We start from the raw sequence: 24589 nt of genomic DNA, 5'->3' as shown, positions 1-24589 counted from the left end.
CAGAATACACACATCCGTCATGCGCGTCAAATATGCGCATGCTATACACGCATATTTGACGCGCCCATGCCGGTGGAACAAGGCTTTGACATTTTGTAAGGTAGCCTTATGTTAAGGTTATACCGCACGTCATCAAGGCCGGCATGGAACCCCCGAAATTTGACAACCTGATCTATGTCCTGTTCGATCTGGTACGGCTGTTCCGCGCCGAGATCGAGCGCGGCGTGGGCGAAGCCGGGCTTGGCATCACACCGGCCGAAGCGCGCATTCTGGCCGCGCTACGCCGCTATGGCCCGATGCAGCAGCAGGCCCTTGCCGCCAAGCTTGGCATCGCCCGAATGAGCGCGACAGAATTCATCGACCGTCTGGAAACCGCGGGCCTGATCCGCCGCCAGCCTGACCCGGCGGACCGGCGCGCGAAACTGGTTGATCTGACAGAGGCCGCCAAGCCCATGCTGGCCGCGCTGGATGTCATCGGCGGGGCCACCCGCCAGGCCGCGCGCGGCGCGGTGTCCGATGCCGACTGGCAAACTTTCAACACGATCGCCGAAACCGCGCGCCACAACCTTCTGGACCTGCGCAACCGGGATGCCTGCCCCGCCATCGGAAAGCCCAAACAGCCATGACTGTCACAACCGCCGTTCCGATCCCGATCATGAGCGAGCGTCAGGTCAGCCTGATCGGCGCGCTGCTGGTTGCCATGGGCCCGCTGGCGATGACGCTCTACCTGCCCGCGATGAGCGAGATCACGCAGGCCTTCCACACGACCGAATCGATGGTAAAGCTGACGCTGACCTTCTATTTCGGCGGGTTCGCGACGGCGCAGCTTGTGGCCGGGCCATTGTCGGATGCGATTGGCCGCCGCCCGGTCGTGTTCACCTTCATCGGCATTTTCTGCGCAGCGACCGTGATGGCCCTGTTCGCGCCAAGCATCGAGGCCCTGATCGCCGCGCGTTTCGTGCAGGGCGTGGGGGCCTCGGCAGGCATCGCGATTTCGCGCGCCATCATTCGGGATCTGTTCAAAGGCGCTCAATCCTCACGGATCATGAACCTGATCGGCATCATCCTGGCGGTCGGTCCCGCATTCGCCCCGACGGTGGGCGGTGCGATGTTGGCGCTGTTCGGCTGGCGGTCCATTTTCGTGCTGATGCTGTTTCTGGGCGGGGCCGTCCTGTTGATCAGCTCGCTCACGCTGCGCGAAACCGTCATTCCCGACCGCAAGCGCCTGAAGCCGCTGCAACTGTTGCGGTCCTACGGCCAGCTTCTGACGCATCGGCAGTTCCTGAGCGCGACCTTCGTGGTGGCCGGGGCCATTGGCGCGCTTTACGCGCAAACCACCTTCCTGCCTTTCATCCTGATGGACGAGGTCGGGCTGACCCCGACGCAGTTCGGTGTCGGGATGCTGATGCATTCGGGCGCATTCTTTGTGGGCTCTCTGTCGATGCGCCCGCTGATGCCCCGGTTCAGCGGCGACACGCTTGTCAGGGTCGGGTTGGGCTTCTTGCTGCTGGGTGGATGCGGAAACGCCATGCTGCTGATATGGGAGCCAAGCTTTCTTCGGGTGATGCTGCCCGTCAGCCTCTATTCCTTCGGCATCTCCTTCGTGATGCCGGTCATGACCACCGCGGCCCTAGCCCCCTTTCCCACCAATGCCGGCGCGGCGGCGGCGATGATGGGGTTCATGCAACTGGGCACCGGCCTTGTCGTGGGTACGGTCGGCGCGCTGTTCGGGGATACCAGCATGGCGATGGCAACCCTGATTCCGGCAATGGCACTTCTGGCATCGCTTTGTTACGGAATCTTTCGCCGGGACGCGGCCTATTCTTCCGCCTGATCCGGTTCAGGCCCCCGCACCCGGAACACCAGCAGGTAAAGCGACGGGATGAACAGCAGCGTGACCAGCGTACCGGCGATGATGCCGCCCATCATCGCATAGGCCATCGGACCCCAGAACACCTGCCGCGAAATCGGGATCAGCGCCAGACTGGCCGCCGCGGCGGTCAGCAAGATCGGGCGGGCGCGGCTGTCACTGGCCTCGAACACCGCGTTCCAGCGGTCGCGGCCTTTCTTGCGCAACTCTTCCACCTCGTTCACCAGAATGATCGAGTTGCGAACCAGGATCCCGATCAGGGCCAGCACGCCCAGGATCGCCACAAAGCCCAGCGGCGCCCCCGACAGGACCAGCGCCACCACCACGCCGATCAGCCCCAGCGGGGCGGCACTCAGCACCACCAGGCTCAACCGGAAACTTTGCATCTGAATCATGACCAGCATCAGCATACCCACCACCATCAGTGGCACCACATCCCAGATCGGCCCCTGGGAATCGCCGCTTTCCTCGACCGCACCGCCGGTTTCAATGAAATATCCGACCGGCAATGCGTCGGAAAACTCGGCAACCGCGGCCTTGAGCCCCCCGACAATCGTGGCGGGCTGATCGTCGGTTGCGATCGCGGCCTTGATGGTGATGGTCGGCAGCCGGTTGCGCTGCCGGATCACGGGCTGTTCGATTTCCGGGTGCATCGTCGCCAGACTGGCCAGTGGAATGATCACCCCCGACGCCGAGGCAAGCTGCAGATTGTTCAGTGACTCCACCATCTGGCGGTCTTCGTCACGACCGCGCACGACAATATCCACCAGATAGGTTTCGTCGCGCAGCTGGGTGATGGTCTGGCCGTTGAAGATCGCGTTCAGCGACAGGGCGATATCCTCGACCGACACGCCAAGCTGCCGGGCCTTGTCCTGATTGATATCCAGACGCAGAACGCGCGCGGGCTCGCTCCAGTCCAGGGTGATCGCGGTCAGGCGCGGGTCAGTGGACAGCATCGCGGCAAGATCGCGCGCCCGGTCGCGCAGAATGCCGGTATCGGCCCCGGAAATCCGGTATTGCACCGGCTTGCCCACCGGCGGCCCCAGCTCCAAGAGCTTGGCCAGAATGTCGACGCCGGCAAACTCGGTGTTGGCCAGCGCCTCGATCCGCGCCTTGACCCGATCACGCGCCTCGACCGACCCGGTTTTCAGAACGATCTGTCCGACATAGGGCGCGGGCGTCGGTCCCTCGAAAGTCAGCAGGAAGCGCGGCGCGCCCTGCCCGACATAAGAGGTCCAGTAATCGATATCGTCGTCATCTGCGAAATGCGCCTCCAGCCGGTCCATCTGGCGGCGGGTTTCGTCAATCGTCGCGTTCTGGCGCAGCGTGACATCGACGACCAGCTCGCTGCGGTCGGAGCTGGGAAAGAACTGTATCTGGATAAAACTCAGCCCCCAGACCGACAGCCCGAAAACAGCGACCGTCAGCAGCACCGTGGGATAGCGAAAGCGCATCGCGGCGCGCAGCAGGACATGAAACATCCGGCGCAGCCTGCCGGGGGTGCCGTCATGATGAGCCAGCTTTTTTGACAGAAAGGTCACGCCCAGCAGCGGCGCAAACAGGACGGCCACGACCCACGACACCAGCAGCGACACGGCGATCACCACGAACAGCGAAAAGGTGTATTCCCCGGCGGCAGAGCTGTTCAGCCCGATGGGGATGAAGCCGACAACGGTGACCAGCGTGCCCGACAGCATCGGAAAAGCGATCGAGGTCCAGGCATAGGACGCCGCCTTGGTCAGCGATTCGCCCAGTTCGAGCCGCGAAATCATCGTCTCGATCGCAATCATCGCATCGTCCACCAGCAGCCCAAGCGCGATGATCAGCGCCCCGAGCGAAATACGCTGCAACGTGATGCCGTAATAATCGAGGATCACGAAGGTGATCGCCAGCACCAGCGGAATCGTCAGCGTCACCACAAAGCCCGCGCGCAGGCCCAGACTGACGAAGGTCACGGCAAGAACGATCACGATCGCCTCGACCAGCGCCTGAACGAAATGCCCGACCGCATATTCCACCACATGCGGCTGGTCGGCCACATGATACAGACCAACCCCGACCGGCAGCCGCGCCTCGACCCTGCGCATCAACTCGTCAAGATCCTTGCCGAAATCCAGGATATTCCCGCCGTCCCGCATCCCGATGGCCAGGGCGATGGCCTCTTGCCCGTTATAGCGGAACAAATCGTGGGGCGGGTTCTGATATCCGCGCCGGATTTCGGCGACATCGCCCAGATTGAAGAACCGGTCGCCAACCCGCAGGTTGACCGCCGCCAGACTGTCCGCATCCGAAAACTGGCCGCCCACCCGCACCAGAACGCGTTCGTCACCGGCATTGATCACACCCGAGGGAACGATTGCGTTCTGATCCGACAGCGTCGCCAGCACCTGCCGCTGATCCAGCCCAAGTGCCGCGATGCGCCGGGCCGAGAATTCAAGAAAGATCACCTCGTCACGGGTGCCGATCAGCGTGGCCTTGCCGGCATCGGGCAGGGCCTGCACCTCTGTGCGCACGGCCTCGACATAATCGCGCAGCTCGCGCGGGGAAAAGCCGTCGGCGGTGAAGGCATAGATATTGCCGAACACGTCGCCGAAGCTGTCATTGAACTGAAACCCGGCGAACTCGGCGGGAAAGTCGGCCTCGATGTCACCCATCATGTTGCGCACCCGCTGCCAGATGCGCGGGATCTCGCCCGCCGGGGTGGTCGGCAGCAGATCGACATAAACGACGGTCTCGCCCGGCATGGTGACCGAACGGGTGGCGTCGATCTCGTCCAGTTCCTCAAGCTTCTTTTCGATCCGGTCCGTGACCTGATTGAGCGTCTCGTTGATATCGGCACCGGGCAGCGCCGCGGAAATGATCATCGTCTTGATCGAGAAATTCGGGTCTTCCTCGCGCCCGAGGTTCAGATAGGTGACCGCGCCCGCAATCAGCGACAGGATCATCAGGAACCATACGAAGGACCGGTGCCGCAGCGCCCAGTCGGAAAGATTGAATTGCTTCATTGTATCGCCCGACGGCCGACGGCCTGCCCCGCTTCAAGACTGTTGACGCCCTTGACCACGACCTCGTCGCCCACTTTGAGGCCTGACAAGACCCGCAACCGGCCATTATTCATGCTTTCGGTCTGAATCGCGACGGGCTCGACCGTGGCGCTGTCGTCGCCGCTGCGCTGCACACGCCAGACATGCGGCGTACCGTCACGCGTGAAGACCGCGGTCTTGTCGACCGTTACCATCGGTTGCCCCCCGCCCGTGAGCTGGACCAGTACAAGCGCGCCCAGGCGCATCCCTTCGGGCGGATCCGTCAGCGTCAGATGCACCCGCCGCGTCCGGGTCGAGGTATCGGCCACCGGATCGATCCCGTCCACCCGCGCCAACGCGCGAACCGACGGCAGCGTGCGCAGCCGCACGTCGAATTCGGCATCGGGGCCAAGCGCGTCGATCGCCGCCTCGGGCAGGTCGATCACCGCTTCGCGCACGTCTATTCCGGCCAGGCGCAGCACCGGCTCGCCCGCCGAAACCACAGTGCCGATATCGGCGTAAACCTTGGTGATGACCCCATCCATCGGAGCTATCAAAGAGGCAAACCCGCGCGCATCCTCGGCCCGGATCAGCGCGGCCCTGGCGCGCTCCACCTCGGCCCTGGCCGAGGTCAGGGCGCGGTTCGCCTCTTCCAACCGCGCATCGGACGCAACCCCGCGCGACACCAGCTCGCGCACCCGCGCCGCCGCATTTCCCGCAGAGACCAGCCGCGCCTGCGCCGCCGTCACGCCCGCCGCCGCCGCCCGCCGCGTGGTTTCAAGATCGTCTGGGTCGAGATTGGCAAGTTCATCGTTTTCCGTCACCAGATCCCCGACCGAGGCGGGCTGGCTGGTGATATGCCCGGTGGCCTGAAAACCAAGATCGACCTCGGTTCCGGCGGCAACGACCCCGGTGAAATCGCGCGCCTCGACCGGATTGGCGCGGATGATCTCGGACACGACCGGCCGGGGGGCAAGCGGTGCCTCGGGCTTTTCCTCGCCGCATGTCGACAACAGGGCCAGAACGGAAAACAGGGCTATCAGACGCATCATTCAGCCTTTATCGGTTGGACCCGAAGGCCGGGAAACAGCTTGTGCGACCCGTCCCCCACGATCAGGTCCCCCTCTTCCGGCCCGGCGGACAGGTAAATCCGCCCGGTGGCATAGCGGGACACCGTGACCGGGCGCAGGGTGACGGTCATGTCCGCCTCGTTGACGACCCAGATCGCTGGCCCCTGGGCCGTGGCGCTGAGCGCGGTCCAGGGCAACTCGAAGGCGGGTTTGGCGGTATAGTTCACCGTGCCCACGACAGTTGCCCCATACCCCACTTCACGCGGCGGGTTGGTGATCGCGGTTCGCACCGTGACGCTGCCGGTCTGCGGGTCGAGGATCGGCGAGATTTCCCGGATCGTCCCGGTCATGCGCATGTCCGGCTGATCCAGCAGATACAGTTCGATCACCCGATCGGCCACGGATTCCGTAAGAAACGCGTCAGGCACCGAAAACACCGCGTCCAGACCATCCTCGGACGCCAGTTCCAACACTGGCGAGGCAGGCCCCGCGATATTGCCCGGCTCTGCCACCCGCAAGGTGACCTGGCCCGCGAAGGGTGCGCGCAGCACGGTTTCCTCGACGGCGATGCGGGCCTGTTCGATCTCGGCTTCGGCTTGCTGAACGTCGGCCTCGCTGGTGCGCAGATCCTCGGTCGCGGTATCCAGCGCGGCCTGCGTCGTCACCCCACGCTGAAACAGCGAACTCTGGCGGTCATATTCATGCTGCGCACGAGTCAGGTCGGCGGTGGCGGCTTCCTGTGCCGCCTCGGCCTCGCGCAGTTTTTCGCGGGCCTGGGTCGGATCGATCCGCGCCAGTTCCTGCCCACGGGCGACCCGGTCGCCGATATCCATATCGACAGACAGGATGCGACCACCGTCGCGAAACGAAAGCCGCGCGGTTTCCTGCGGCTCCACCTCGCCGGTCAAGGCAAGTTCCAGAACCGCCGGGGCGAAATGGGCGCGCAGCAATTCAACGGAAACAACGTCGCCGGTTTGGGCGGTTTTCGTCGCCTGTCCAAAGGCCACCGATACCGGCGCGGCAACGGCCAAGCCGATCCCCATCAGGCACGCAAGAAATACGGGTCTGTTCAACGCTCTCGTTCCTACTCGTCATGCGCCTGCCGATGCCGGCAACACAGAACCCCTGCCCCAGCCGGGTCTTTCTTACACTGCGTCGTATCAATGCCAAATTAAGACTGTCAACCAAAATAAAAACGACCGTTCCAAATTCTGTTGAAAACGCTGCGGTGTTCTGAAACAACACAAACATGACCGATCGGTTCCATGAGAAAAACGGCCATGCGGCCCGCAGCGCCGCCACCCGCGCCCGGCTGATCACCGCCGCGATCGAGGTGTTCGGTACGATCGGCTATGACGGCGCCAGTATCCGCGGCCTGGCAAAGCAAAGCGGCGTCAGCCTGGCCGCCGTCTCGTATCACTTCGGCGGCAAGCGCGAACTCTACATCGCAGCCGCCCAGGCGATCGCCACCCATATCCGTACCAAGCTTGACCCGATCATTACCGGCCTGCTCGACACATCCGAACCCGACCCGGTACAGCGCATCGATCTGGCCCTGGACCGGACGTTTCAACTTTTGATGTCGGATCAGGAACCGGCGGCCTGGATGCAGTTTTTTTCGCGCTGCGAAAAGGAGGCGGATGAAGCCTTCCGAATTATCTATGACACTGCCATCGGCCACCTTGTGCAGGGGCTGACCCTGACCGTCGCGAACGCCCGGAACTGCGACCCCGATGATGATGGGCTGCGCATTCAGATTGCCACGGTGATGACCCTGTATATCGGCTTTCGCAGCCAGCGGAACCTGGCCAAAGCGATCCTTGGATGGGATGAGGTCAGCCAGGACAGGCTGGAAGAGCTGCGGGCGTCCATCCACCGGCTGGCATTCGGGGAATTCCGGCTGCCTCTGGCAGAGCCCCGGCAAACCTGACGCCGGATCGCGCGCAGCTCGACCGAGCCGATGAAAACACCCGCCGGTTTATGAACCGGCGGGTGACTATCCTATATCTCAGATCAGTCGAGTGCAGAAACCCCGACTGCATGAGGCGCGGATTACAGGCCGCAGCGCTCGATCACTTCGGCACGATCCTTGGGTTCCTGCGTATGCTTGAGCTCTTTGGTCTTGATGAAATGTTCGGTCCAGTCATCCAGCTCGTGCCGCCCGGTAATATCGAAGCTCTCGTCATGGAAGGCTTCGATATAGCCGCCTTTGCCGGCAGACACGACTTCCCACCAGTTCCCGTCGAAATCCTCGAAGTAGAAGGTGTGCGAGCCATGAACCGTCCGGGTCGGCATAACCTTCAGGCCCCATTCGTCCTTGACCGCCATGATCGCCGCATGTGCTTCTTCGACTTCTTCAAAGGTCTCGACCTCAAATCCGTTGTGACCAAGCAGACCCATCCCACCCGTATGGGCGGGCGTCTCGACAACAGCATAGGTGAAATCGTTGCCGCGCCGCACCATCATCGACACCGGGCTGCCCTGAACCACGTCAAGGCCCAGAACTTCTTCGTAAAAACGCCGCGTTTTCGCGAGGTCCGTGCAGCCGAGCGTTCCATGGTTCAGCTGTTTAACCTTGAGCACCGGCTCTTTGGTCGACCGTTCGGTAATTCCAGGCATGTTTCCTCCTCCGTTTAACTTGTTCGCAAGGGCGCATATAAGGAACCCCATCCTTGAGTCCCCAAAGCGTCTTAATGCACCTGACCGATTGTATAGGATATTAAAAATCCGAATTCAATGTTTTGCAACAGCATTGATGATGCAATAGGCCGATTATTGCGATACAGCCATCCACCCCCACATATACTGATCAAAGAGCCGGCAATTCTTAAGAAATCCACCGCTTCCACTGTCACCCGGAGCGCATCAAACCCGGCCCGGGCGGCGGCGGCGCGCGCAACATTGGCGTTGCAATATAGGATATAGTCTGCGATGACTGCGCTAAATATATCCAAGCTACCGAGAAAAGACCCAGCATGACCAAGATTACCTACATCGAGCATAGCGGACAGGAACACACGATCGACGCCGAACCCGATCAATCGGTCATGGAAGCGGCGATCAAGCACTCGGTCCCCGGCATTGTCGGTGAATGTGGCGGGACACTCGCCTGTGCGACCTGCCATTGCTATGTCGACCCCGAATGGATGGAAAAGGTTGGCAAACCCGAGGCAATGGAAGAGGCGATGCTTGATTTCGCAAAGTCGCCCCGGCAAGAAAATTCGCGCCTGTCCTGCCAGATCGCGGTGACGGATGGAATCGACGGGATCGTCCTTCGCCTGCCCGAAAGTCAGCGGTAACGACACCCGCCCCCGCGACAGCCCCCACAGAGAACAGCCACAGACCCTGTTGCCGGACCTGTGCGCAGTCCGTTTATTATTTGGCGATAATATCGTATATTATAAAATAAAGGAGGTCGTCATGGGTTCTGCCCCGGAAATCGCAAGTTGGTTGATCGCAGTTATCTGCGTCGGTGCCGGCATTCATAATCTCAGCGGAACGGAAACCGTCCGGCAAAGCTTTACCAAGATGGGGTATCCGCCCTACTGGCATATTGTCACCGGCGTGCTGGAGCTTGTCGGCGCGGTGCTGGTCGTTATTCCCGCCACCCGTCTGGCCGGCGTTTTGCTTCTGGGTGCGGTTTTGGCTGCGGCCTCGGTCTCTCTTGTCATCAACAAGGAATGGAAGCCGCTGGCGCCCTGCCTGCTGTTTCTGGCCACCGTGATCTATATCGGCGTCAACCTCTAGATCACGTCACCGCCACCCCGTCAGCCTAAAAAGCACCCGGCTTTTCCGGGTGCTTTTTTGTATCCACCCTTCTGGCCCCGCCGCACAAAAAACCGCGCGAACCCTTTGGGCGTCCGCGCGGTTTCATTCGCTTACCCGCAGTCCGGGATCAGAGGCGGATATCCATCGGCGGCAGCTTAGCCCCCAACAAAACCGCCCCATAGGCCCGGCCGAACTCGGCATCGTTATTTGCGAAATGCGCACGAGCCGCGATGATATTACGATAGATCATGTCAAACGGATATTCCGCCAGGATCGAGCGCGACCCGACCGTCTGGAACACTTTCGTCGCCAGTTCGAAAACCCGCTGCGCCGCATAGGACGACTGATAGCGATAGCGCAGACGCTCTTCGACCGTCGGCACACCCCCCTCCTGCGCAAGGCGCTCCATCACGTCCAGATTACGGCTCATGACGGCCCGGATCTCGTCCGCACCGCTTACCGCGGCTGCGATCGCCAACTGCGCATCAGGATCTTTCTTGGCGCTTCCGCCGATGCTGCTAAGCCGCATCTTGTTCAGATCCATCGCAGCCTCGCACAGTGCCTCAAGTGCCCCAAGCGGCGCGGTGGACAGGCTGCGGAACCCGATCTGGAAATACGGAACCTTATAGGTCCAGCCCGGATTTCCGTTGCGTTCAGCCCGACCCAGGTCATCAAGCGCATCGCAAGGCAGCGTCCGGTACTCGGGAACGAAAACATCTTCGACGATCAATTCGTTACTGCCCGTGGCTTCCAGCCCGGTCACGTCCCACACTTCGTTGATCGTGTAGTCGGAACGCGGGATCAGAACGACGCGATATTCCGGTGGCAAATCTTCGTGCATGATGAATGCGCCGATCATCGCCCAGTCGCTGTGGGCGCTGCCGCTGGAATAATGCCAATGGCCGCTCAACTTGTAGCCGCCGCCGGGCACGGGCTCGGCCTGACCTTCGGGCGCATAGGGCGACACGATACGGGCAAGCGGGCTGGTGCCCCAAACTTCCTCCTGCGCCTCGTTCGAGAACATTGCCAGGTGATAGGAATGGGTCGAATAGATACCGTGAATCCACGCCACGGAAAGATCACCCCGCGCCAGAATCCGCCCGACTTCCAGACCAACGCGCGGCGACATTTCATAGCCGCCCCAACGCTTCGGCATCATCATCAGCTGAAAGCCGGCCTCATCATAGGCTTCGACGGTTTCGCGGCGCACGTTGCAATTGGCGGCATCTTCCCGGGCACGCTCGCGCAGCATCGGGACCATGGCTTCGGCACGCGCATACATATCCTCGGGCGTCGGGATCGACGCGGTCGACGTCTTTGCGGCAGCACCGCTTATATCCAAACTAGACATTAAGGTTCCTCCTCAATTTTGTAAGGGCAGCGGTTGCGCGCTGCCCGTTGTGACGCAATCGCGCGGCTTACTCGGGGGTTACACCGAGCTCGGCTTCAGCCAGACCCTGATAATTGTCTGTGCTGGCTGCTGCGTGCTGGGCCGCGACCCGCGCATCACGCCACCGGCGCTGAATGCTGTTAGAGCGATAGCAGGCCGACGCCCCGGCCAGGCGGAACACCTCGTCGATGATCTCGACACAGCCCTGCGACACATAGGCGACCATGCTGCCGTGGCGGAATTCATCGGCCGGGCCCACGGGTCCACCGGCGCGGGCCAGTTCCATGTATTCCTCGGCATGCCAACGGGCGACGCCGCGCAACGTGTCCAGCTTGGTCACAAGCTCGCCATAGCGATGGCGGAACACCGGGTCTTCGACCAGGCTAATGGTCGGGCGGAACGACGGGCGCTTGGTCTGCGCCAGTTCGTTCAGATCGGCCAGCGCGCCCAGTGCGGCGCCGGTGCTGACGGCAGTGTGCTGGGTGCCGGTAATCACGCGGAACGACAGGTTGTTGACATCGCTTTTCAGGGTCGCCTTACCAAACAGGCTGGCCGTGCGGATTTCCGGCACGAAGACATCGTCGAGCACATAATCGTGGCTCGCGCTGCCCTGCAGGCCGACGGAATGCCAGGTGTCCAGGAACGTGGCCTCTTCGGCGGGTACGATGACCATCTTCATGACCGGGATACCGTTTTCGCCCATCATCGGCGCCTTGCCATCCAGCAGCATGGCGTGCGCAATCACCCATTTATACGGGTAGCTGCCGCTGCCCAGGGGCCACTGCCCGGTAACGCGATAGCCGCCCTCGACCTTGGTCACGACACCCTTCGGCGCCAGCGCGCCCCGGATCATCACATCGCCATCCGGGGTCAGAATTTCCTTGATGGTTGCGTCGGGGAACAACGGCAAAATTGCGTTGAACCCCGTAGCGACCATCGCGGTCCACGCCGCGGACGCATCCGCGCGCGCAATCTCCTCGACGACATTCATGGTCTGAAGGAGGTCCATCTCCATGCCGCCGCTAGCTTTCGGCATCAGCATACGAAACGCACCTGCTGCCCGCAGCTTTTCGTTCAGCTCAGCGGACAGGCCGCCATTCTTCTCGATGTTCTCCGCCTCGTCGGCAATCTCGGGAAGAAACTCCCTGACCGCGTCCAAGACCGGGGACCCCCCCTTGGTCGAGTGGAATGGCTGCATATTCATGACATTCATTGTCGTCCTCCTCCTTAAGGCGAATTCTGGCGGGAGCCTATTCCCGCTGTTCGGCGTTTTGCCTTTCCTCCAGAAAATGCCGCACACGTGCATTCGCATTCTCCAGGTGAATCCTCATGGCGGCCTCGGCCTGCGGGGCATCCCGCGCGATCAAGGCATCCAGCACGGCGTCATGCTCGTTGATGGCGTCCAGCGACAGGTTCGCGTCAAACAGAAGCCGGAAAAACTGTAGCTGGTCATGCGCCCGATCGATCAGTTCCGACACGAAGACATTGCCGCTTCCCTTGGCGATCAGCTTGTGAAAGGCGGAATCCAGTTCGATGAAGTTCTCGAACCGGTTGGCGCGCCCCTCGACGAACATGCGCCGGGTGCGGCGCTGCACCTCGGTCATCTTCGCCATGTCTTCTTCGCTCATCCGTTCGCAGGCGCGGCGCAGCGCAAAGGGCTCGATCAACTGCCGCAACTCGTACATTTCGGCGACCTGATCGGGCGTCAGCGCATCGGCGACGCAATAGCCCACATTGGGAATCCGGCGCACAAGACCTTCAGCCTCAAGGCGGCTGAGCGCCTCGCGGACGGGGGTTTGCGACACTTCCAGTTTCTGGGCAATTTCATCGATGGTGATCCGCTGACCCGGCTCGATCTCGAGCCGCAGCAGAATGCCGCGAATCTTTTCATAAACGGTTCCAGACAGGGAGCCGGACGAAACAACTCTTGTGCCAATCCTCTTAGCGCTCATGGCTCACACTTCCCCGTCTGCGTTAACTGTAGGATCATATATGATCATTCCGGAATGGCAATGCATTATATATGATCCGCAAAGGTCGGGCCTGCCTGCGGAATTTTCTCCAAGGGCGACACAGGCGTACCGGCCCCCGGGCATGTTGAACCCATTCGAGTCAGCCATTCTTTGTTCTCCTGAAATGTGAAAGGCGATGGCTCTGCCTATCATATCGAGAAGACAAAACGAAAGACGGCGCGAACAGACAAAGCCTCCGCGCCGCCAAAACGTTCCCGCTTGGCGCGATCTCATCCACCCGCAAAACAGATGCGGGTTTTTTAGGCGTCGCCCTCGTCGGCGACAGGGTTCGTCAGCGTGCCGATGCCTTCGATCGAAACATCGACGACATCGCCCGGCTGCAGAAATTTCGGCGGCTTCTTGGCCGCGCCAACACCGTCCGGCGTGCCGGTTGTCAGCAGATCACCGGGAAACAGCGGCATGATTTGCGACATCCGATGCACCAGCGCGGCCACGTCCCAATGCATTTCGCTCAGGTCGACATCCTGGCGCAGTTCGCCGTTCACATGGGTCGTCAGCCGCAGGCCCTTGCATCCGGGCGCAAGTTCATCCGCCGTCACGATCTCAGGCCCGACACCACCGGTGCGGTAAAAATTCTTGCCTGCGGTGATCGCCATCGGCCACTGGTTGTATTCGCGCACACTGCCATCGTTGTGGCAGGTGTAGCCGCCGACATGGTCCAACGCATCCGCCAGCGGGATGTGCCGCCCGGCCTTGCCGATCACCACCATCAGCTCGCCCTCATAGTCCAGCGTGTCCGAGATCTTCGGCCGGACGATCGGCTGATTATGGGCCACGATCGAACTGGGGATCCGCATGAACATGCCCGGAAACTCGGGGTCGGGGAAATCCGGCTTCATCTCGCGGATATGTTTCAGATAGTTCAGCCCCAGGCCGATATTCTTGTCAGGGTTCGGGATCGGCACCAGATGGCGGATCGCCGACAGCGGCAGACGCTCGGTCGCCGCCTCTGCCGCCGCCTGCGCAGCGGCAAGCGCGGCGTCGCCGGCGGCAAACAGCCCGGCAATATCCCTGGGCAAATCCGGGGCGGCAACAGTCAGGTCAACGACCTCTTCGCCCAACCGAACCCCGACATGGGCTTCGCCCGCAACATCAAAGGCCAAAAGCCGCATATTCTTCTCCTCTTTCGGGTTCAGCCAAAGGCCGGTGCATCGGCGATCGCCGCCAGAAAGGCCGGGCGCGCGGCAATGCCGGCCAGATAATCAGACGCTTTCGGCCCCATGGTTTCGCCCGCGCCGGCAATCCGGCTGACAAACAGCACGAACGCCACCGAAAGATCGGCAAGCGTCAGCCGGTCCCCGGCCAGGAATTCGCGCCCATCCTCAAGCGCGCGTTCCAGCACCGGCATCCGCTGTCCGAACGCCGCAATCGCATCGGCCACCACATTCGGGATCTGCTGCTCGGGCGGCACGAACGGCCCATAGCGCATCGCGGGCCCAAGCTGTGGCGCCAGGCTGGCTTCGCCGAACCACAGCCATTTGAGATATTCCTCATGGGCCGGGTCGCCAGGCTCGACCAGCAACTTGCCGCCCGCATGGCGGCGCGACAGGATTTCACAGATCGCAAGGGATTCGATCAGCACGTCGCCATCGTCCAGAACCACCGGCAGCGTCCCGGCAGGGTGAAGCGCCAACAGCTCGGGCTGGTTCACCTGGATCGGCAGCTGTGCCGCGGATTTTTCATAGGGGATACCCAGCTCTTCAAGCGCCCAGATCACCCGCGTCGAACGCGTCAGCGGCATGTGATGGATTTCGATCATGCTATCCCCTCCCTTGGATATCAGTCGATACCGTCCAGCGGTATTTCTTAAAGATATATGATTTTATTAAAGGCCACCACATTGGCTGGCAACGCATTTCTTCGCTGTCACTGCCTTTTTCGATTTACCATCAGGCGACAGGAGCTTTGCAGGTTCACAACATTACCACCCCGCTCCTTCCGTAAGGTTATTTCGGTCTTGCGAAGAATACGCTCATTATCCTATATGATGGATTGGATGAACTGCACCCCAGCTTCCGCGACCCGGACGCCGGGAACAGCCCCAAAACAACTGGCCGGCCCTGCTCTTGTTCCGGTATGGACGATCACATACGCAAACCGATATCGCACACCCGCGGTTCACGCCCTTCGGAGACCCAGATGCCCAAGAAAACCGTAATCGCCCTGTCCGGCAGCCCGTCTGCGACATCGAAATCCGCGCTGCTGGCCGATTACGTTCTGGAAAAACTCGCCTCTGACGATATCAGCGTCGAACATATCCGCCTGGCCTCGCTCGACCCCGAAGCGTTGATCATGGCGAAATGGGACGATCCGTGCATCATCGACTATTCCCAAAAGGTCGCAGCGGCGCACGGCGTCGTCATCGCCACCCCGATTTACAAGGCGTCCTGCTCCGGCCTGATGAAGATCGGGCTGGATCTGCTGCCACAGTTCGGCCTTGCCGGCAAAACGGTTCTGCCGCTGGGCACGGGTGGCAGCATCGCGCATGTGCTGGCCCTTGATTACGGGCTGCGCCCGATCCTGCAGTCAATGGGCGCGCGGCATGTGGTTCAGTCCCATTTCGTCTGCGAAAGCGACATCATTCAGGACGATGGCTTCGACCTGTCACCGATGGCCACAACCCCGTTGAATGAGGCGATCAAGAACTTCCTCTATTCGCTCAGCGCGGCGGAAGACACCAGGCTGCTGGGTCACCCGCGCCCGAACGCCTGAACCCCGGTTCAGTCCGCCGCACCCGCCGCCAGAATACGCTGCGCCTGTTTCAGATGCGGCCGGTCGATCATCTTGCCGTCCAGCTTCAGCGCACCCGCTGTGGGATTGTCGGCAAAGGCCTGCACCACGGCGCGGGCATGGGCAAGTTCGTCTTCGCTGGGCGTGAACCCCGCATTGATCGGTGCGATCTGCGCCGGGTGAATCGCCATCATGCCGGTGAACCCGTCGCGCCGCGCACGCCCGACATAGGCCGACAGCGCCGCCATGTCGCCGATATTGGGGAACACCGTTTCAATCGCCGCCACCCCGGCGGCATGCGCCCCGAACAGCGTCAGCGCGCGCACCATTTCATAGGGCGCGGTATAGCTGCCATCGGGATTGCGCGATGTGGTGGCGCCGATCGCGGCCGGCAAATCCTCGGCCCCCCAGGTCACGCCCACGATCCGGTCCGCCACGGCACGGTAGCTGCCCAGCTCGAACACCGCCGCGGGGGTTTCGGTCGCAATCGGCAGGATCGGCACCGCGGCATCGCCCATCAGGTCAATCAGCGCAGTCACATCTGCCGCGCCTTCGGCCTTCGGCAGCATGATCCCATCCGGCCCGGCCCCCAGCACCGCATCCAGATCGTCCCGCACCAGCCCGCTGTCCAGCGGATTGACCCGCACGAAAACCGGAACCGCCCGATCCGCCCCGCGCAACCAGTCGGCCACGGCACCGCGGCCCAAGGCCTTCTTCTCGGGCGCGACCGAATCCTCCAGATCAAGGATCAGCGCATCGGCACCGCTGGCCTGCGCCTTGGCAAAACGTTCCGGCCGGTCGGCAGGCACGAACAGAAGCGAGCGCAACCTCATTCCGGGGCCTTGTGCATCAAAGTCATGCGGACACATTGGCACACCACCTCGTCACGCTGATTCAGCAGACGGTGGCCAAAGGTCACGATCCCGGCGGTCGGGCGCGACCGGCTTTCCTTCAGCGCGACAACATCCGTCTCGGCGCGCAGCGTGTCCCCGATGAACACCGGCTTGGGCATCAGCAGCTTGTCATATCCCAGATTGGCCACCAGCGTGCCCAGCGTGGTTTCAGCCACCGACAACCCCACCATCAGCGCGAAGGTGAAGGTGCCGTTGACAAGAATTTGTCCGAACTCGCTGGCCGCCGCCGCCTCGGCGTCGATATGCAGCGGCTGTGGGTTATGCGTCATGGTCGAAAACAACAGATTGTCGGTCTCGGTCACGGTGCGGCGGATCGGGTGGGTTATCGTCTCCCCCACGACCCACTGGTCGAAATACTTGCCCGCCATCAGACGCCCTCCTCTGTCTTTTCGATCCGGGCCAGCAGCATCCCCTCGGACACCTGCCCGCCCTCGGACGCCTCCAGTTCGGCCACGGTGCCGTCGAAGGGCGCGACAAGGCTGTGTTCCATCTTCATCGCCTCCAGCGTCACCAGCTTCTGGCCCTTGGTCACCGCAGCCCCGGCCACAACCGATACCGCGATGATGCGGCCCGGCATCGGCGACAGGATCGCACCGTCACCCACCGCCGCCGCGGCCCCGCCGCGCACCACGTCCAGGGTCACATGCCGGGTCCAGCCCTTGTCGGCCACCACGACACCGTCGCGCACGTCGCGCATCGGCGGCGCGTCCCGGGCGGCGCGGGCGATCGGCACCACATGCCCTTCGCCATCCACGCGCAGCCGCATGGTCGCGCGGGCCGGCGCATTGGCGCGAAATCCGATGACATCGCGCCACGGCCCCCGGAACGCCGCCGGCCCCGCCTCGGGGTTCAGCGTGGCGGGGCCAAGCCCGCCGAAATCGACCGCAAGCTGATAGCCCGCCGCCACCAGCCCGGCCTCGTCGGCAGGTTCGGGCGCGGTCAGCGCGTCGATATGGGTCGCGATAAAGCCGGTGTCGATCTCGGCCGTGGCGAACCCCGGATGCCGCGCCAGACGCACCAAAAAGGCCGCGTTGTTCTTGACCGGCCAGGTCAGCACCGCCGAACACGCATCGGCCAGCCGCGACCGCGCTTCGTCACGGGTGGCCCCGGTGGTGATGATCTTGGCGATCATCGGGTCATAGAAGGGCGAGATCTCCGCGCCCTGCTCGACCCCGCTTTCGATCCGTGCGGCGGGATCGGCGATCGCAAAGGCCTCCAGCCGCCCGGTCGAGGGCAAAAAGCCGGTCGCCGGATCCTCGGCATAAAGCCGCGCTTCCATCGCCCAGCCAGTGATCGACAGCTCGTCCTGCGTCTTGGGCAGCGGCTCGCCACTGGCGACGCGCAACTGCCATTCGACCAGATCCTGGCCGGTGATTTCCTCGGTCACCGGATGTTCGACCTGAAGCCGGGTGTTCATCTCCATGAACCAGACCCGGTCGGCGCGCAGCCCATCAGACGCATCGGCGATGAACTCGATCGTGCCGGCACCCACGTAATCGACCGCCTTGGCGGCCCGAACGGCGGCGGCGCAGATCGCGTCGCGCGTGTCGGCATCCATACCCGGCGCGGGGGCCTCTTCGATCACCTTCTGGTGGCGGCGCTGCAACGAGCAATCCCGCTCGAACAGATGCACGGCGTTGCCGTGGCTGTCGCCAAAGACCTGCACCTCGATATGGCGCGGGTTGGTGATCCATTTTTCCAGCAACACCTGATCGTTGCCAAAGGACGACGCGGCCTCGCGCTGGCATGACAGCAGCGCATCCGCGAAATCGCCGGGTGCATCGACCTTGCGCATCCCCTTGCCGCCGCCGCCGGCCACGGCCTTGATCAGCACCGGATATCCGATTGCGTCAGCCTCGGCCGTCAGGCGCGCGACGCTTTGATCCGTACCCAGATAGCCCGGCGTGGTCGGCACCCCCGCGTCCTGCATCAGCTTTTTGGCGGCGTCCTTCAGCCCCATCGCGGTGATGGACGACGGGTTCGGCCCGACCCAGACAAGCCCCGCATCAATCACCGCCTGCGCAAATTCGGCGTTTTCCGACAAGAAGCCATAACCGGGATGGATCGCCGCAGCGCCTGTTTCCCTGGCCGCCGCGATGATCTTGTCGCCCAGCAGATAGCTTTCGCGCACCGGCGAGGGGCCGATATGCACCGCCTGATCGGCCATGCGCACATGCAGCGCCGCCGCATCCGCATCGGAATAGACCGCGATGGTACGCACGCCCAGCTTTTTCGCCGTCCGGATGATCCGGCAGGCAATTTCGCCACGGTTGGCGATGAGAAGAGAATTGATCATCGCATCACATCCTGAATACGCCGAACGCCGGGCGTTCGGGAATGGGCGCGTTAAGCGTTGCGGCAAAGGCCAGGCCCAGCACATCGCGGGTCTGCGCGGGGTCGATCACCCCATCGTCCCACAGCCGCGCGGTGGCGTGCCAGGGGTTGCCTTCGTCCTCGTATTTCTGGCGGATCGGGGCCTTGAAGTCCTCGGCCTGTTCCGGCGTCCAGCTATCGGCGTCGCGATGCACGGTGGCCAGAACCGACGCCGCCTGTTCGCCGCCCATGACGCTGATCCGCGAATTTGGCCAGGTGAACAGAAAACGCGGCGAATAGGCCCGCCCGCACATGCCGTAATTGCCCGCGCCGAAACTGCCGCCGATCAGCACCGTGATCTTGGGCACCGTGGCCGTGGCCACCGCCGTCACCAGCTTGGCGCCGTGCTTGGCGATGCCTTCGGCCTCATATTTCCCGCCGACCATGAAGCCCGAGATGTTTTGCAAGAACAGCAGCGGAATCCGCCGCTGGCAGGCCAGCTCGATGAAATGCGCGCCCTTCACGGCGCTTTCGCTGAACAGCACGCCGTTGTTGGCCAAAATGGCCACCGGCATCCCCCAGATATGAGCAAACCCGCAGACCAGGCTGGTGCCGTAAAGCGCCTTGAACTCGTGAAATTCCGATCCATCGACGACCCGCGCGATCACCTCGTGCACGTCATAGGGCGCGCGCACATCGTCGGGGATGATCCCGTACAGATCCTGTGGATCATAAACCGGCGGGCGGGGCTGCTCCAACGGGATGTCGGGGGTTTTGCTTTTGGGCAGGGTCGCCACGATGTCGCGCACAATGGTCAGGGCGTGCTCGTCGTTTTCGGCCACATGGTCGACCACGCCGGATTTGCGCCCGTGCAAATCGCCGCCGCCCAGATCCTCGGCCGTGATCTCCTCGCCCGTTGCGGCCTTGACCAGCGGCGGGCCAGCCAGAAAGATCGTGCCCTGATTGCGCACGATCACGGTTTCATCCGACATCGCCGGCACATAGGCGCCGCCTGCGGTGCACGATCCCATCACGCAAGCGATCTGCGGAATGCCCTTGGCCGACATATTGGCCTGATTGAAGAAGATGCGCCCGAAATGCTCGCGGTCGGGGAACACCTCGGCCTGATGCGGCAGGTTGGCGCCGCCGCTGTCGACCAGATAAACGCAGGGCAAATGGTTTGCCTCGGCGATTTCCTGGGCGCGCAGATGCTTCTTGACGGTCATCGGGTAATAGGTGCCGCCCTTCACGGTGGCATCGTTGCACACGATCATCACTTGGCGGCCCGACACCCGGCCGATGCCAGCGATTACGCCCGCGCCGGGGATTTCGCCGCCATACATATCGCCCGCGGCCAGCTGACCGATCTCAAGAAAGGGCGCGCCGGGGTCGAGCAACCGCTCGACCCGTTCACGCGGCAACAGCTTGCCGCGTGCGGTGTGTTTGTCACGCGACCGCGCGGACCCGCCCAGGGCGGCCTCGGCCACGCGGGCCCGCAGTTCGTCGCGCAGGGCGCGGTTATGCTGCGCCGCACGCTGAAACGGCTCGCTCTCGGGCGAGATTTTGGTGTCGATAACGGGCGCGCTCATCCTTTGATCAGCTCCCGCCCGATCAGCATACGCCGGATCTCGTTGGTGCCCGCGCCGATATCCAGCAGCTTGGCGTCACGCATGAAACGCTCGACCGGCCATTCCTTGGTGTAGCCGGCCCCACCCAGGGCCTGGATCGCCTCCAGCCCGACCTTCACCGCGTTTTCGCTGGCCAGCAGGATCGCGCCCGCCGCATCGAAACGGGTGGTCTTGCCCATGTCGCAATTGCGCGCCACGGCATAGACATAGGCCCGCGAAGAGTTCAGCGCGACATACATGTCCGCCACCTTGGCCTGCATCAGTTGGAAAGAACCGATCGGCTTGCCGAACTGCTTTCGCTCGCGGATATAGGGCAGAACCACATCCAGACAGGCCTGCATGATACCCAGCTGAATCGCCGACAGCACCGCGCGTTCATAATCCAGCCCCGACATCAGGACCGACACGCCGCCATTTTCCGGCCCCATGATGTTTTCGGCGGGCACTTCGCAATCCTGGAACACCAGTTCCGAAGTGGGCGAGCCGCGCATCCCCATCTTTTCGATATGCTGACCGATGGAAAAGCCCGGCATGTCCTTTTCGATCAGAAACGCGCTGATCCCGCGCGATCCGGCGGCCGAGTCGGTCTTGGCGTATACCACCAGCGTATCGGCATAGGGCGCGTTGGTGATCCAGAATTTGGTGCCGTTCAGGACATATGCATCGCCCTTCTTTTCGGCCTTCAGCTTCATGCCCACCACGTCGGATCCGGCGTCCACCTCGGACATCGCCAATGACCCCACATGCTCGCCCGAGATCAGCTTGGGCAGATATTTCGCCTTCTGCGCGTCGTTACCCCAGCGCCGGATCTGGTTGACGCACAGGTTGGAATGGGCGCCGTAGGACAGCCCGACCGACGCCGATGCGCGCGAGACTTCCTCGACCGCGATCACATGTTCCAGATAGCCCAGACCAATACCGCCCCATTCTTCCTCGACGGTGATGCCGTGCAGGCCCAGATCGCCCATTTCGGGCCACAGCTCGCGCGGGAACCAGTCCTCCGCATCCACCTTGGCCGCCAGCGGCGCAATGCGATCCGTGGCAAAGCGCGAAACGGTGTCCTGGATCATCTCGGCGTTTTCGCCGAGGCCGAAGTCAAAATCTGTCATGGCTGTTCCTCCTTGCCGCCCATCTTGCGGGGCGAACGCAGTATTGGCAATCCGGCACGGGGCCGAACTGTTAAATATGAATCGCGTGCCCCTGAATCTTCAGCGTGGCCTCGTGGAACGCCTCGCTCAGCGTCGGGTGCGCGTGGATGATCCCGGCGATATCCTCGGCCACCGCACCCATCTCGATCGCTGTGGTAAAGGCGGCGCACAGCTCGGAGATATGCGGCCCCACGGCCTGAACGCCGACAATCCGGTTATCGGATTTGCGCGCGATCACCCGCACAAATCCGCCCGCATCGCCCGCATCCATCGACAGAGCGCGCCCGTTGGCGGCATAGGGAAAGACGCCCGCAACCGTATCGGGGGCGTCCGGGCCAAGACCGACGCTGACGATCTCGGGCTCGGTAAAACAGACCGCCGGAATGGCAACGGGGTCGAAGCGGCGGCGCTTGCCGGCGATCACCTCGGCAACCATTTCGCCCTGGGCAGAGGCCTTGTGCGCCAGCATCGGCTCGCCCACCAGATCGCCGATCGCCCAGACATTGGTGGTTGAGGTGGCGCAGCGGTCATCGACCTTGACGAACCGGCCGTCCATCGCCAGCGCCATGTCTTCCAGCCCCCACCCTGCGGTCAGCGGCGTGCGCCCGACGGTGACCAGAATCCTGTCGGCGGGCAGAACCAGCGCCTCGCCCTCGGCGGTCTCGATCGCCAGCCCGGCACCCTCGGCCCCCTTGGCCTTGGCGTTCAGATGCAGCGTGACACCATGCTGATCCAGCCAGCGCCGGACCGGCTCCACCAGTTTGGCGTCGTAAAGCGGCAGGATGCTGCCTGCGGCCTCGACCACGGTTACCGCGCTGCCCAGCTTGGCGAATGCGATGCCCAGTTCCAGCCCGATATACCCCGCGCCGACAACCACCAGCTTTTTCGGAAGCTCCGGCAGCGACAGCGCCTCGGTCGAGCTGATGACCTTGCCGCCGAACGGCAGGAAGGGCAACTCGACCGGAACCGAACCGGTGGCCAGCACCACATGCTCGGCCGTGATCGTGACCGGGCCGTCGTCGGTTTCCACCTGACAGGTCTTGGCGTCGGAAAACTTGGCCCAGCCCTCGACAACCTTTACTTTGGCGCGTTTCAACAGGCCCGTGACACCGCCGTTCAGACGGTCCACCACGGTTTCCTTCCAGGCCACGGTCTGCGCCAAATCCAGCGCGGGCGCGGATGCCAGCGAGATGCCGAAGCGCGGTGCCGCGGCGGCGGCGGCCATCGCCTCGAACTCACCGGCCGCATGGATCAGCGCCTTCGACGGGATGCAGCCCCGGATCAGACAGGTGCCGCCCAGGCGGCTTGCCTCGACCAGCACGGTGTCCAGCCCCAGCTGGCCACAGCGGATCGCCGCGACATAGCCACCGGGGCCACCACCGACGATCAGAACCTTGGTTTTGATGATCTCGCTCATGGCCGCTCCAGAAAGATAAGGGTGGGTGTCTCGATCAGCCGCTTGAGCCGCTGCACGAACAGCGCCGCATCATGGCCATCGACGATCCGGTGATCGAACCCGGTCGAGACGTTCATCATGGTGCGGATCACGACCTGCCCGTCGCGCACAACGGGGCGGTCGGCCAGCTTGTTCGGGCCAATGATCGCCACCTCGGGCGCGTTGATCACCGGCGTGGCCGAGATACCGCCAAGCGTGCCCAGACTGGTCAGCGTGATGGTCGAGCCGGTCAGCTCGTCCCGGCTGGCGGTGCCGTCGCGGGCGGCAGTGGTGACGCGGGTCAATTCGCGCGCGCAATCCCAGATATTCATCGCCTCGACATGACGCACCACCGGCACCATCAGCCCGCCGGGCGTCTGGGTGGCGATGCCGACATGCACGCCCTCGTATTTATAGACGATCCCCGCCTGATCGTCGTAGCGCGCGTTCACATGCGGAAACTCGGGCTGCAACAGCGCGACGGCGCGCATGAAGAACGGCAGCGGCGTCAGCTTGGGCTGGCCCTCGACGCGGTCGGCATTCAGTGCCTTGCGCAGATTTTCCAGCTCGGTCATATCGAATTCCTCGACATAGCCGAAATGCGGGATGTTGCGTTTGGACTGCTGCATCTTTTCCGCGATCTTGCGGCGCAGGCCGATCACTTTCTGCTCGTTCACCGCAGTCCGCCGGACCGGGCCGGACGACACGGCCGCCGCCCCGCCCGACGCGATATAGGCGTCCAGATCGTCGGGCGTAATCCGCCCGCCGGGGCCGGTGCCAGGCACGAATTGCAGCGGAATACCCAGTTCATAGGCGCGGTGCCGGGTGGCCGGGGCGGCAAGGGGTTCGTCCCCTAGCGCACGCATCCTGGCGACCGCGGCGGGCGCGGCCGCAGGCTTTGCCGGGGCGGATGTCGCGGCAGGCGCGGGCGCCGGTTTCGCGGCGGGTTCCGGCGCTTTCTCCGGGGTGGGCGCAGATACTTGCTTCGGGGCGGGCTCGGGTGCATCGGCGGCATTGCCCTCGCCCTCGACCTCCAGCTCGACAAGGGCCGCGCCGACGGCGACCATCTCGCCCACCTCGCCATGCAGGGCAATCACCTTGCCCGCAACCGGCGATGTCATGTCCACGGTGGCCTTGTCAGTCATGACATCGACCATGGTCTGATCCTCAGCGATCTCGTCGCCGACGTCGATATACCAGACGACGATTTCTGCCTCGGCAACGCCTTCGCCCACATCGGGCATCCGGAAAAGATAGCGGCCCATGT

The 24589-nt window shown here is 63.0% G+C and carries 22 protein-coding genes; 6 read left to right on the top strand and 16 right to left on the bottom strand.

What is annotated here, in order from left to right; translation table 11 throughout:
• Positions 1 to 143 precede the first annotated feature (143 nt).
• Both ACSR1C_RS14575 and ACSR1C_RS14570 read left to right on the top strand, forming a co-directional pair.
• Positions 144 to 626: a MarR family winged helix-turn-helix transcriptional regulator gene (locus ACSR1C_RS14575; protein WP_460260104.1), complete on the top strand. Its 483-nt coding sequence runs from the start codon at positions 144 to 146 to the stop codon at positions 624 to 626.
• Positions 623 to 1834 (top strand): multidrug effflux MFS transporter, encoded by a 1212-nt coding sequence (locus tag ACSR1C_RS14570; RefSeq protein WP_460260103.1) that lies wholly within the window; start codon positions 623 to 625, stop codon positions 1832 to 1834. Before ACSR1C_RS14575 ends, ACSR1C_RS14570 begins: the two co-directional genes overlap by 4 nt.
• Here ACSR1C_RS14570 and ACSR1C_RS14565 read toward each other — a convergent pair.
• Genes ACSR1C_RS14565 through ACSR1C_RS14555 form a run of 3 tightly spaced genes read right to left on the bottom strand, consistent with a single transcriptional unit; the run spans position 1819 to position 7036 of the window.
• The gene (locus tag ACSR1C_RS14565; RefSeq protein ID WP_460260102.1) at positions 1819 to 4875 is read right to left on the bottom strand and encodes an efflux RND transporter permease subunit; all 3057 of its coding nucleotides are present in this window, start codon (positions 4873 to 4875) and stop codon (positions 1819 to 1821) included. The two genes, ACSR1C_RS14570 and ACSR1C_RS14565, sit on opposite strands and share 16 nt — an antisense overlap.
• Positions 4872 to 5945 (bottom strand): efflux RND transporter periplasmic adaptor subunit, encoded by a 1074-nt coding sequence (locus tag ACSR1C_RS14560; RefSeq protein ID WP_460260101.1) that lies wholly within the window; start codon positions 5943 to 5945, stop codon positions 4872 to 4874. The genes ACSR1C_RS14565 and ACSR1C_RS14560 overlap by 4 nt, the downstream gene beginning before the upstream one ends.
• Positions 5942 to 7036 (bottom strand): efflux RND transporter periplasmic adaptor subunit, encoded by a 1095-nt coding sequence (locus tag ACSR1C_RS14555; protein WP_460260100.1) that lies wholly within the window; start codon positions 7034 to 7036, stop codon positions 5942 to 5944. The genes ACSR1C_RS14560 and ACSR1C_RS14555 overlap by 4 nt, the downstream gene beginning before the upstream one ends.
• A 176-nt stretch (positions 7037 to 7212) precedes the next feature.
• Between ACSR1C_RS14555 and ACSR1C_RS14550 the strand changes: the two genes are divergently transcribed.
• Positions 7213 to 7893, top strand: coding sequence for a CerR family C-terminal domain-containing protein (locus tag ACSR1C_RS14550; protein ID WP_460260099.1), 681 nt, complete (start codon positions 7213 to 7215; stop codon positions 7891 to 7893).
• A gap of 122 nt (positions 7894 to 8015) precedes the next feature.
• Here the strand turns inward: ACSR1C_RS14550 and ACSR1C_RS14545 are convergent, their stop codons facing one another.
• Positions 8016 to 8582 (bottom strand): VOC family protein, encoded by a 567-nt coding sequence (locus ACSR1C_RS14545; protein ID WP_460260098.1) that lies wholly within the window; start codon positions 8580 to 8582, stop codon positions 8016 to 8018.
• A 356-nt stretch (positions 8583 to 8938) separates the two neighbouring features.
• Between ACSR1C_RS14545 and ACSR1C_RS14540 the strand changes: the two genes are divergently transcribed.
• Positions 8939 to 9262 carry a 2Fe-2S iron-sulfur cluster-binding protein gene (locus tag ACSR1C_RS14540; protein WP_460260097.1) on the top strand — a complete coding sequence of 108 codons (324 nt, stop codon included), beginning with the start codon at positions 8939 to 8941 and terminating at the stop codon, positions 9260 to 9262.
• A 121-nt stretch (positions 9263 to 9383) separates the two neighbouring features.
• On the top strand, positions 9384 to 9710 hold the full coding sequence (locus tag ACSR1C_RS14535) for a DoxX family protein (protein WP_460260096.1): 327 nt from the start codon (positions 9384 to 9386) through the stop codon (positions 9708 to 9710).
• 148 nt (positions 9711 to 9858) lie between these two features.
• Here ACSR1C_RS14535 and ACSR1C_RS14530 read toward each other — a convergent pair whose 3' ends face one another.
• From ACSR1C_RS14530 to ACSR1C_RS14510, 5 genes are all read right to left on the bottom strand, one after another.
• The gene (locus ACSR1C_RS14530) at positions 9859 to 11082 is read right to left on the bottom strand and encodes an acyl-CoA dehydrogenase family protein (protein ID WP_460260095.1); all 1224 of its coding nucleotides are present in this window, start codon (positions 11080 to 11082) and stop codon (positions 9859 to 9861) included.
• A 67-nt stretch (positions 11083 to 11149) separates the two neighbouring features.
• Positions 11150 to 12334, bottom strand: coding sequence for an acyl-CoA dehydrogenase family protein (locus tag ACSR1C_RS14525; RefSeq protein WP_460260094.1), 1185 nt, complete (start codon positions 12332 to 12334; stop codon positions 11150 to 11152).
• A 37-nt stretch (positions 12335 to 12371) separates the two neighbouring features.
• Positions 12372 to 13073: a GntR family transcriptional regulator gene (locus tag ACSR1C_RS14520; RefSeq protein ID WP_460260093.1), complete on the bottom strand. Its 702-nt coding sequence runs from the start codon at positions 13071 to 13073 to the stop codon at positions 12372 to 12374.
• Between the two features lie 320 nt (positions 13074 to 13393).
• Complete coding sequence (locus ACSR1C_RS14515) at positions 13394 to 14266, bottom strand: fumarylacetoacetate hydrolase family protein (RefSeq protein WP_460260092.1); 873 nt, start codon at positions 14264 to 14266, stop codon at positions 13394 to 13396.
• Positions 14267 to 14286: 20 nt separating this feature from the next.
• Positions 14287 to 14913, bottom strand: coding sequence for a glutathione S-transferase family protein (locus ACSR1C_RS14510; RefSeq protein WP_460260091.1), 627 nt, complete (start codon positions 14911 to 14913; stop codon positions 14287 to 14289).
• Between the two features lie 380 nt (positions 14914 to 15293).
• Here ACSR1C_RS14510 and ssuE point away from each other — a divergent pair, with 380 nt between their 5' ends.
• Complete coding sequence (gene ssuE, locus ACSR1C_RS14505) at positions 15294 to 15866, top strand: NADPH-dependent FMN reductase (RefSeq protein WP_460260090.1); 573 nt, start codon at positions 15294 to 15296, stop codon at positions 15864 to 15866.
• Between the two features lie 8 nt (positions 15867 to 15874).
• Here ssuE and ACSR1C_RS14500 read toward each other — a convergent pair whose 3' ends face one another.
• The 7 genes from ACSR1C_RS14500 to ACSR1C_RS14470 form a co-directional block, all read right to left on the bottom strand.
• Positions 15875 to 16717: an HpcH/HpaI aldolase/citrate lyase family protein gene (locus ACSR1C_RS14500; protein ID WP_460260089.1), complete on the bottom strand. Its 843-nt coding sequence runs from the start codon at positions 16715 to 16717 to the stop codon at positions 15875 to 15877.
• Complete coding sequence (locus tag ACSR1C_RS14495) at positions 16714 to 17166, bottom strand: MaoC family dehydratase (RefSeq protein ID WP_460260088.1); 453 nt, start codon at positions 17164 to 17166, stop codon at positions 16714 to 16716. Before ACSR1C_RS14495 ends, ACSR1C_RS14500 begins: the two co-directional genes overlap by 4 nt.
• On the bottom strand, positions 17166 to 19094 hold the full coding sequence (locus tag ACSR1C_RS14490; RefSeq protein ID WP_460260087.1) for an acetyl/propionyl/methylcrotonyl-CoA carboxylase subunit alpha: 1929 nt from the start codon (positions 19092 to 19094) through the stop codon (positions 17166 to 17168). Before ACSR1C_RS14490 ends, ACSR1C_RS14495 begins: the two co-directional genes overlap by 1 nt.
• Positions 19095 to 19098: 4 nt before the next feature.
• On the bottom strand, positions 19099 to 20700 hold the full coding sequence (locus ACSR1C_RS14485) for a carboxyl transferase domain-containing protein (protein WP_460260086.1): 1602 nt from the start codon (positions 20698 to 20700) through the stop codon (positions 19099 to 19101).
• Positions 20697 to 21848: an isovaleryl-CoA dehydrogenase gene (locus ACSR1C_RS14480; RefSeq protein WP_460260085.1), complete on the bottom strand. Its 1152-nt coding sequence runs from the start codon at positions 21846 to 21848 to the stop codon at positions 20697 to 20699. Before ACSR1C_RS14480 ends, ACSR1C_RS14485 begins: the two co-directional genes overlap by 4 nt.
• A 70-nt stretch (positions 21849 to 21918) precedes the next feature.
• Entirely contained in the window at positions 21919 to 23304 is a 1386-nt protein-coding gene (gene lpdA, locus ACSR1C_RS14475) for a dihydrolipoyl dehydrogenase (RefSeq protein ID WP_460260084.1), read from the bottom strand.
• Positions 23301 to 24587, bottom strand: coding sequence for a dihydrolipoamide acetyltransferase family protein (locus tag ACSR1C_RS14470; RefSeq protein WP_460260083.1), 1287 nt, complete (start codon positions 24585 to 24587; stop codon positions 23301 to 23303). Before ACSR1C_RS14470 ends, lpdA begins: the two co-directional genes overlap by 4 nt.
• Between the last annotated feature and the right edge of the window lie 2 nt (positions 24588 to 24589).

The organism is Actibacterium sp. D185-2 (genome assembly GCF_054954595.1).
This window is presented reverse-complemented; position numbering and strand designations above follow the sequence as displayed.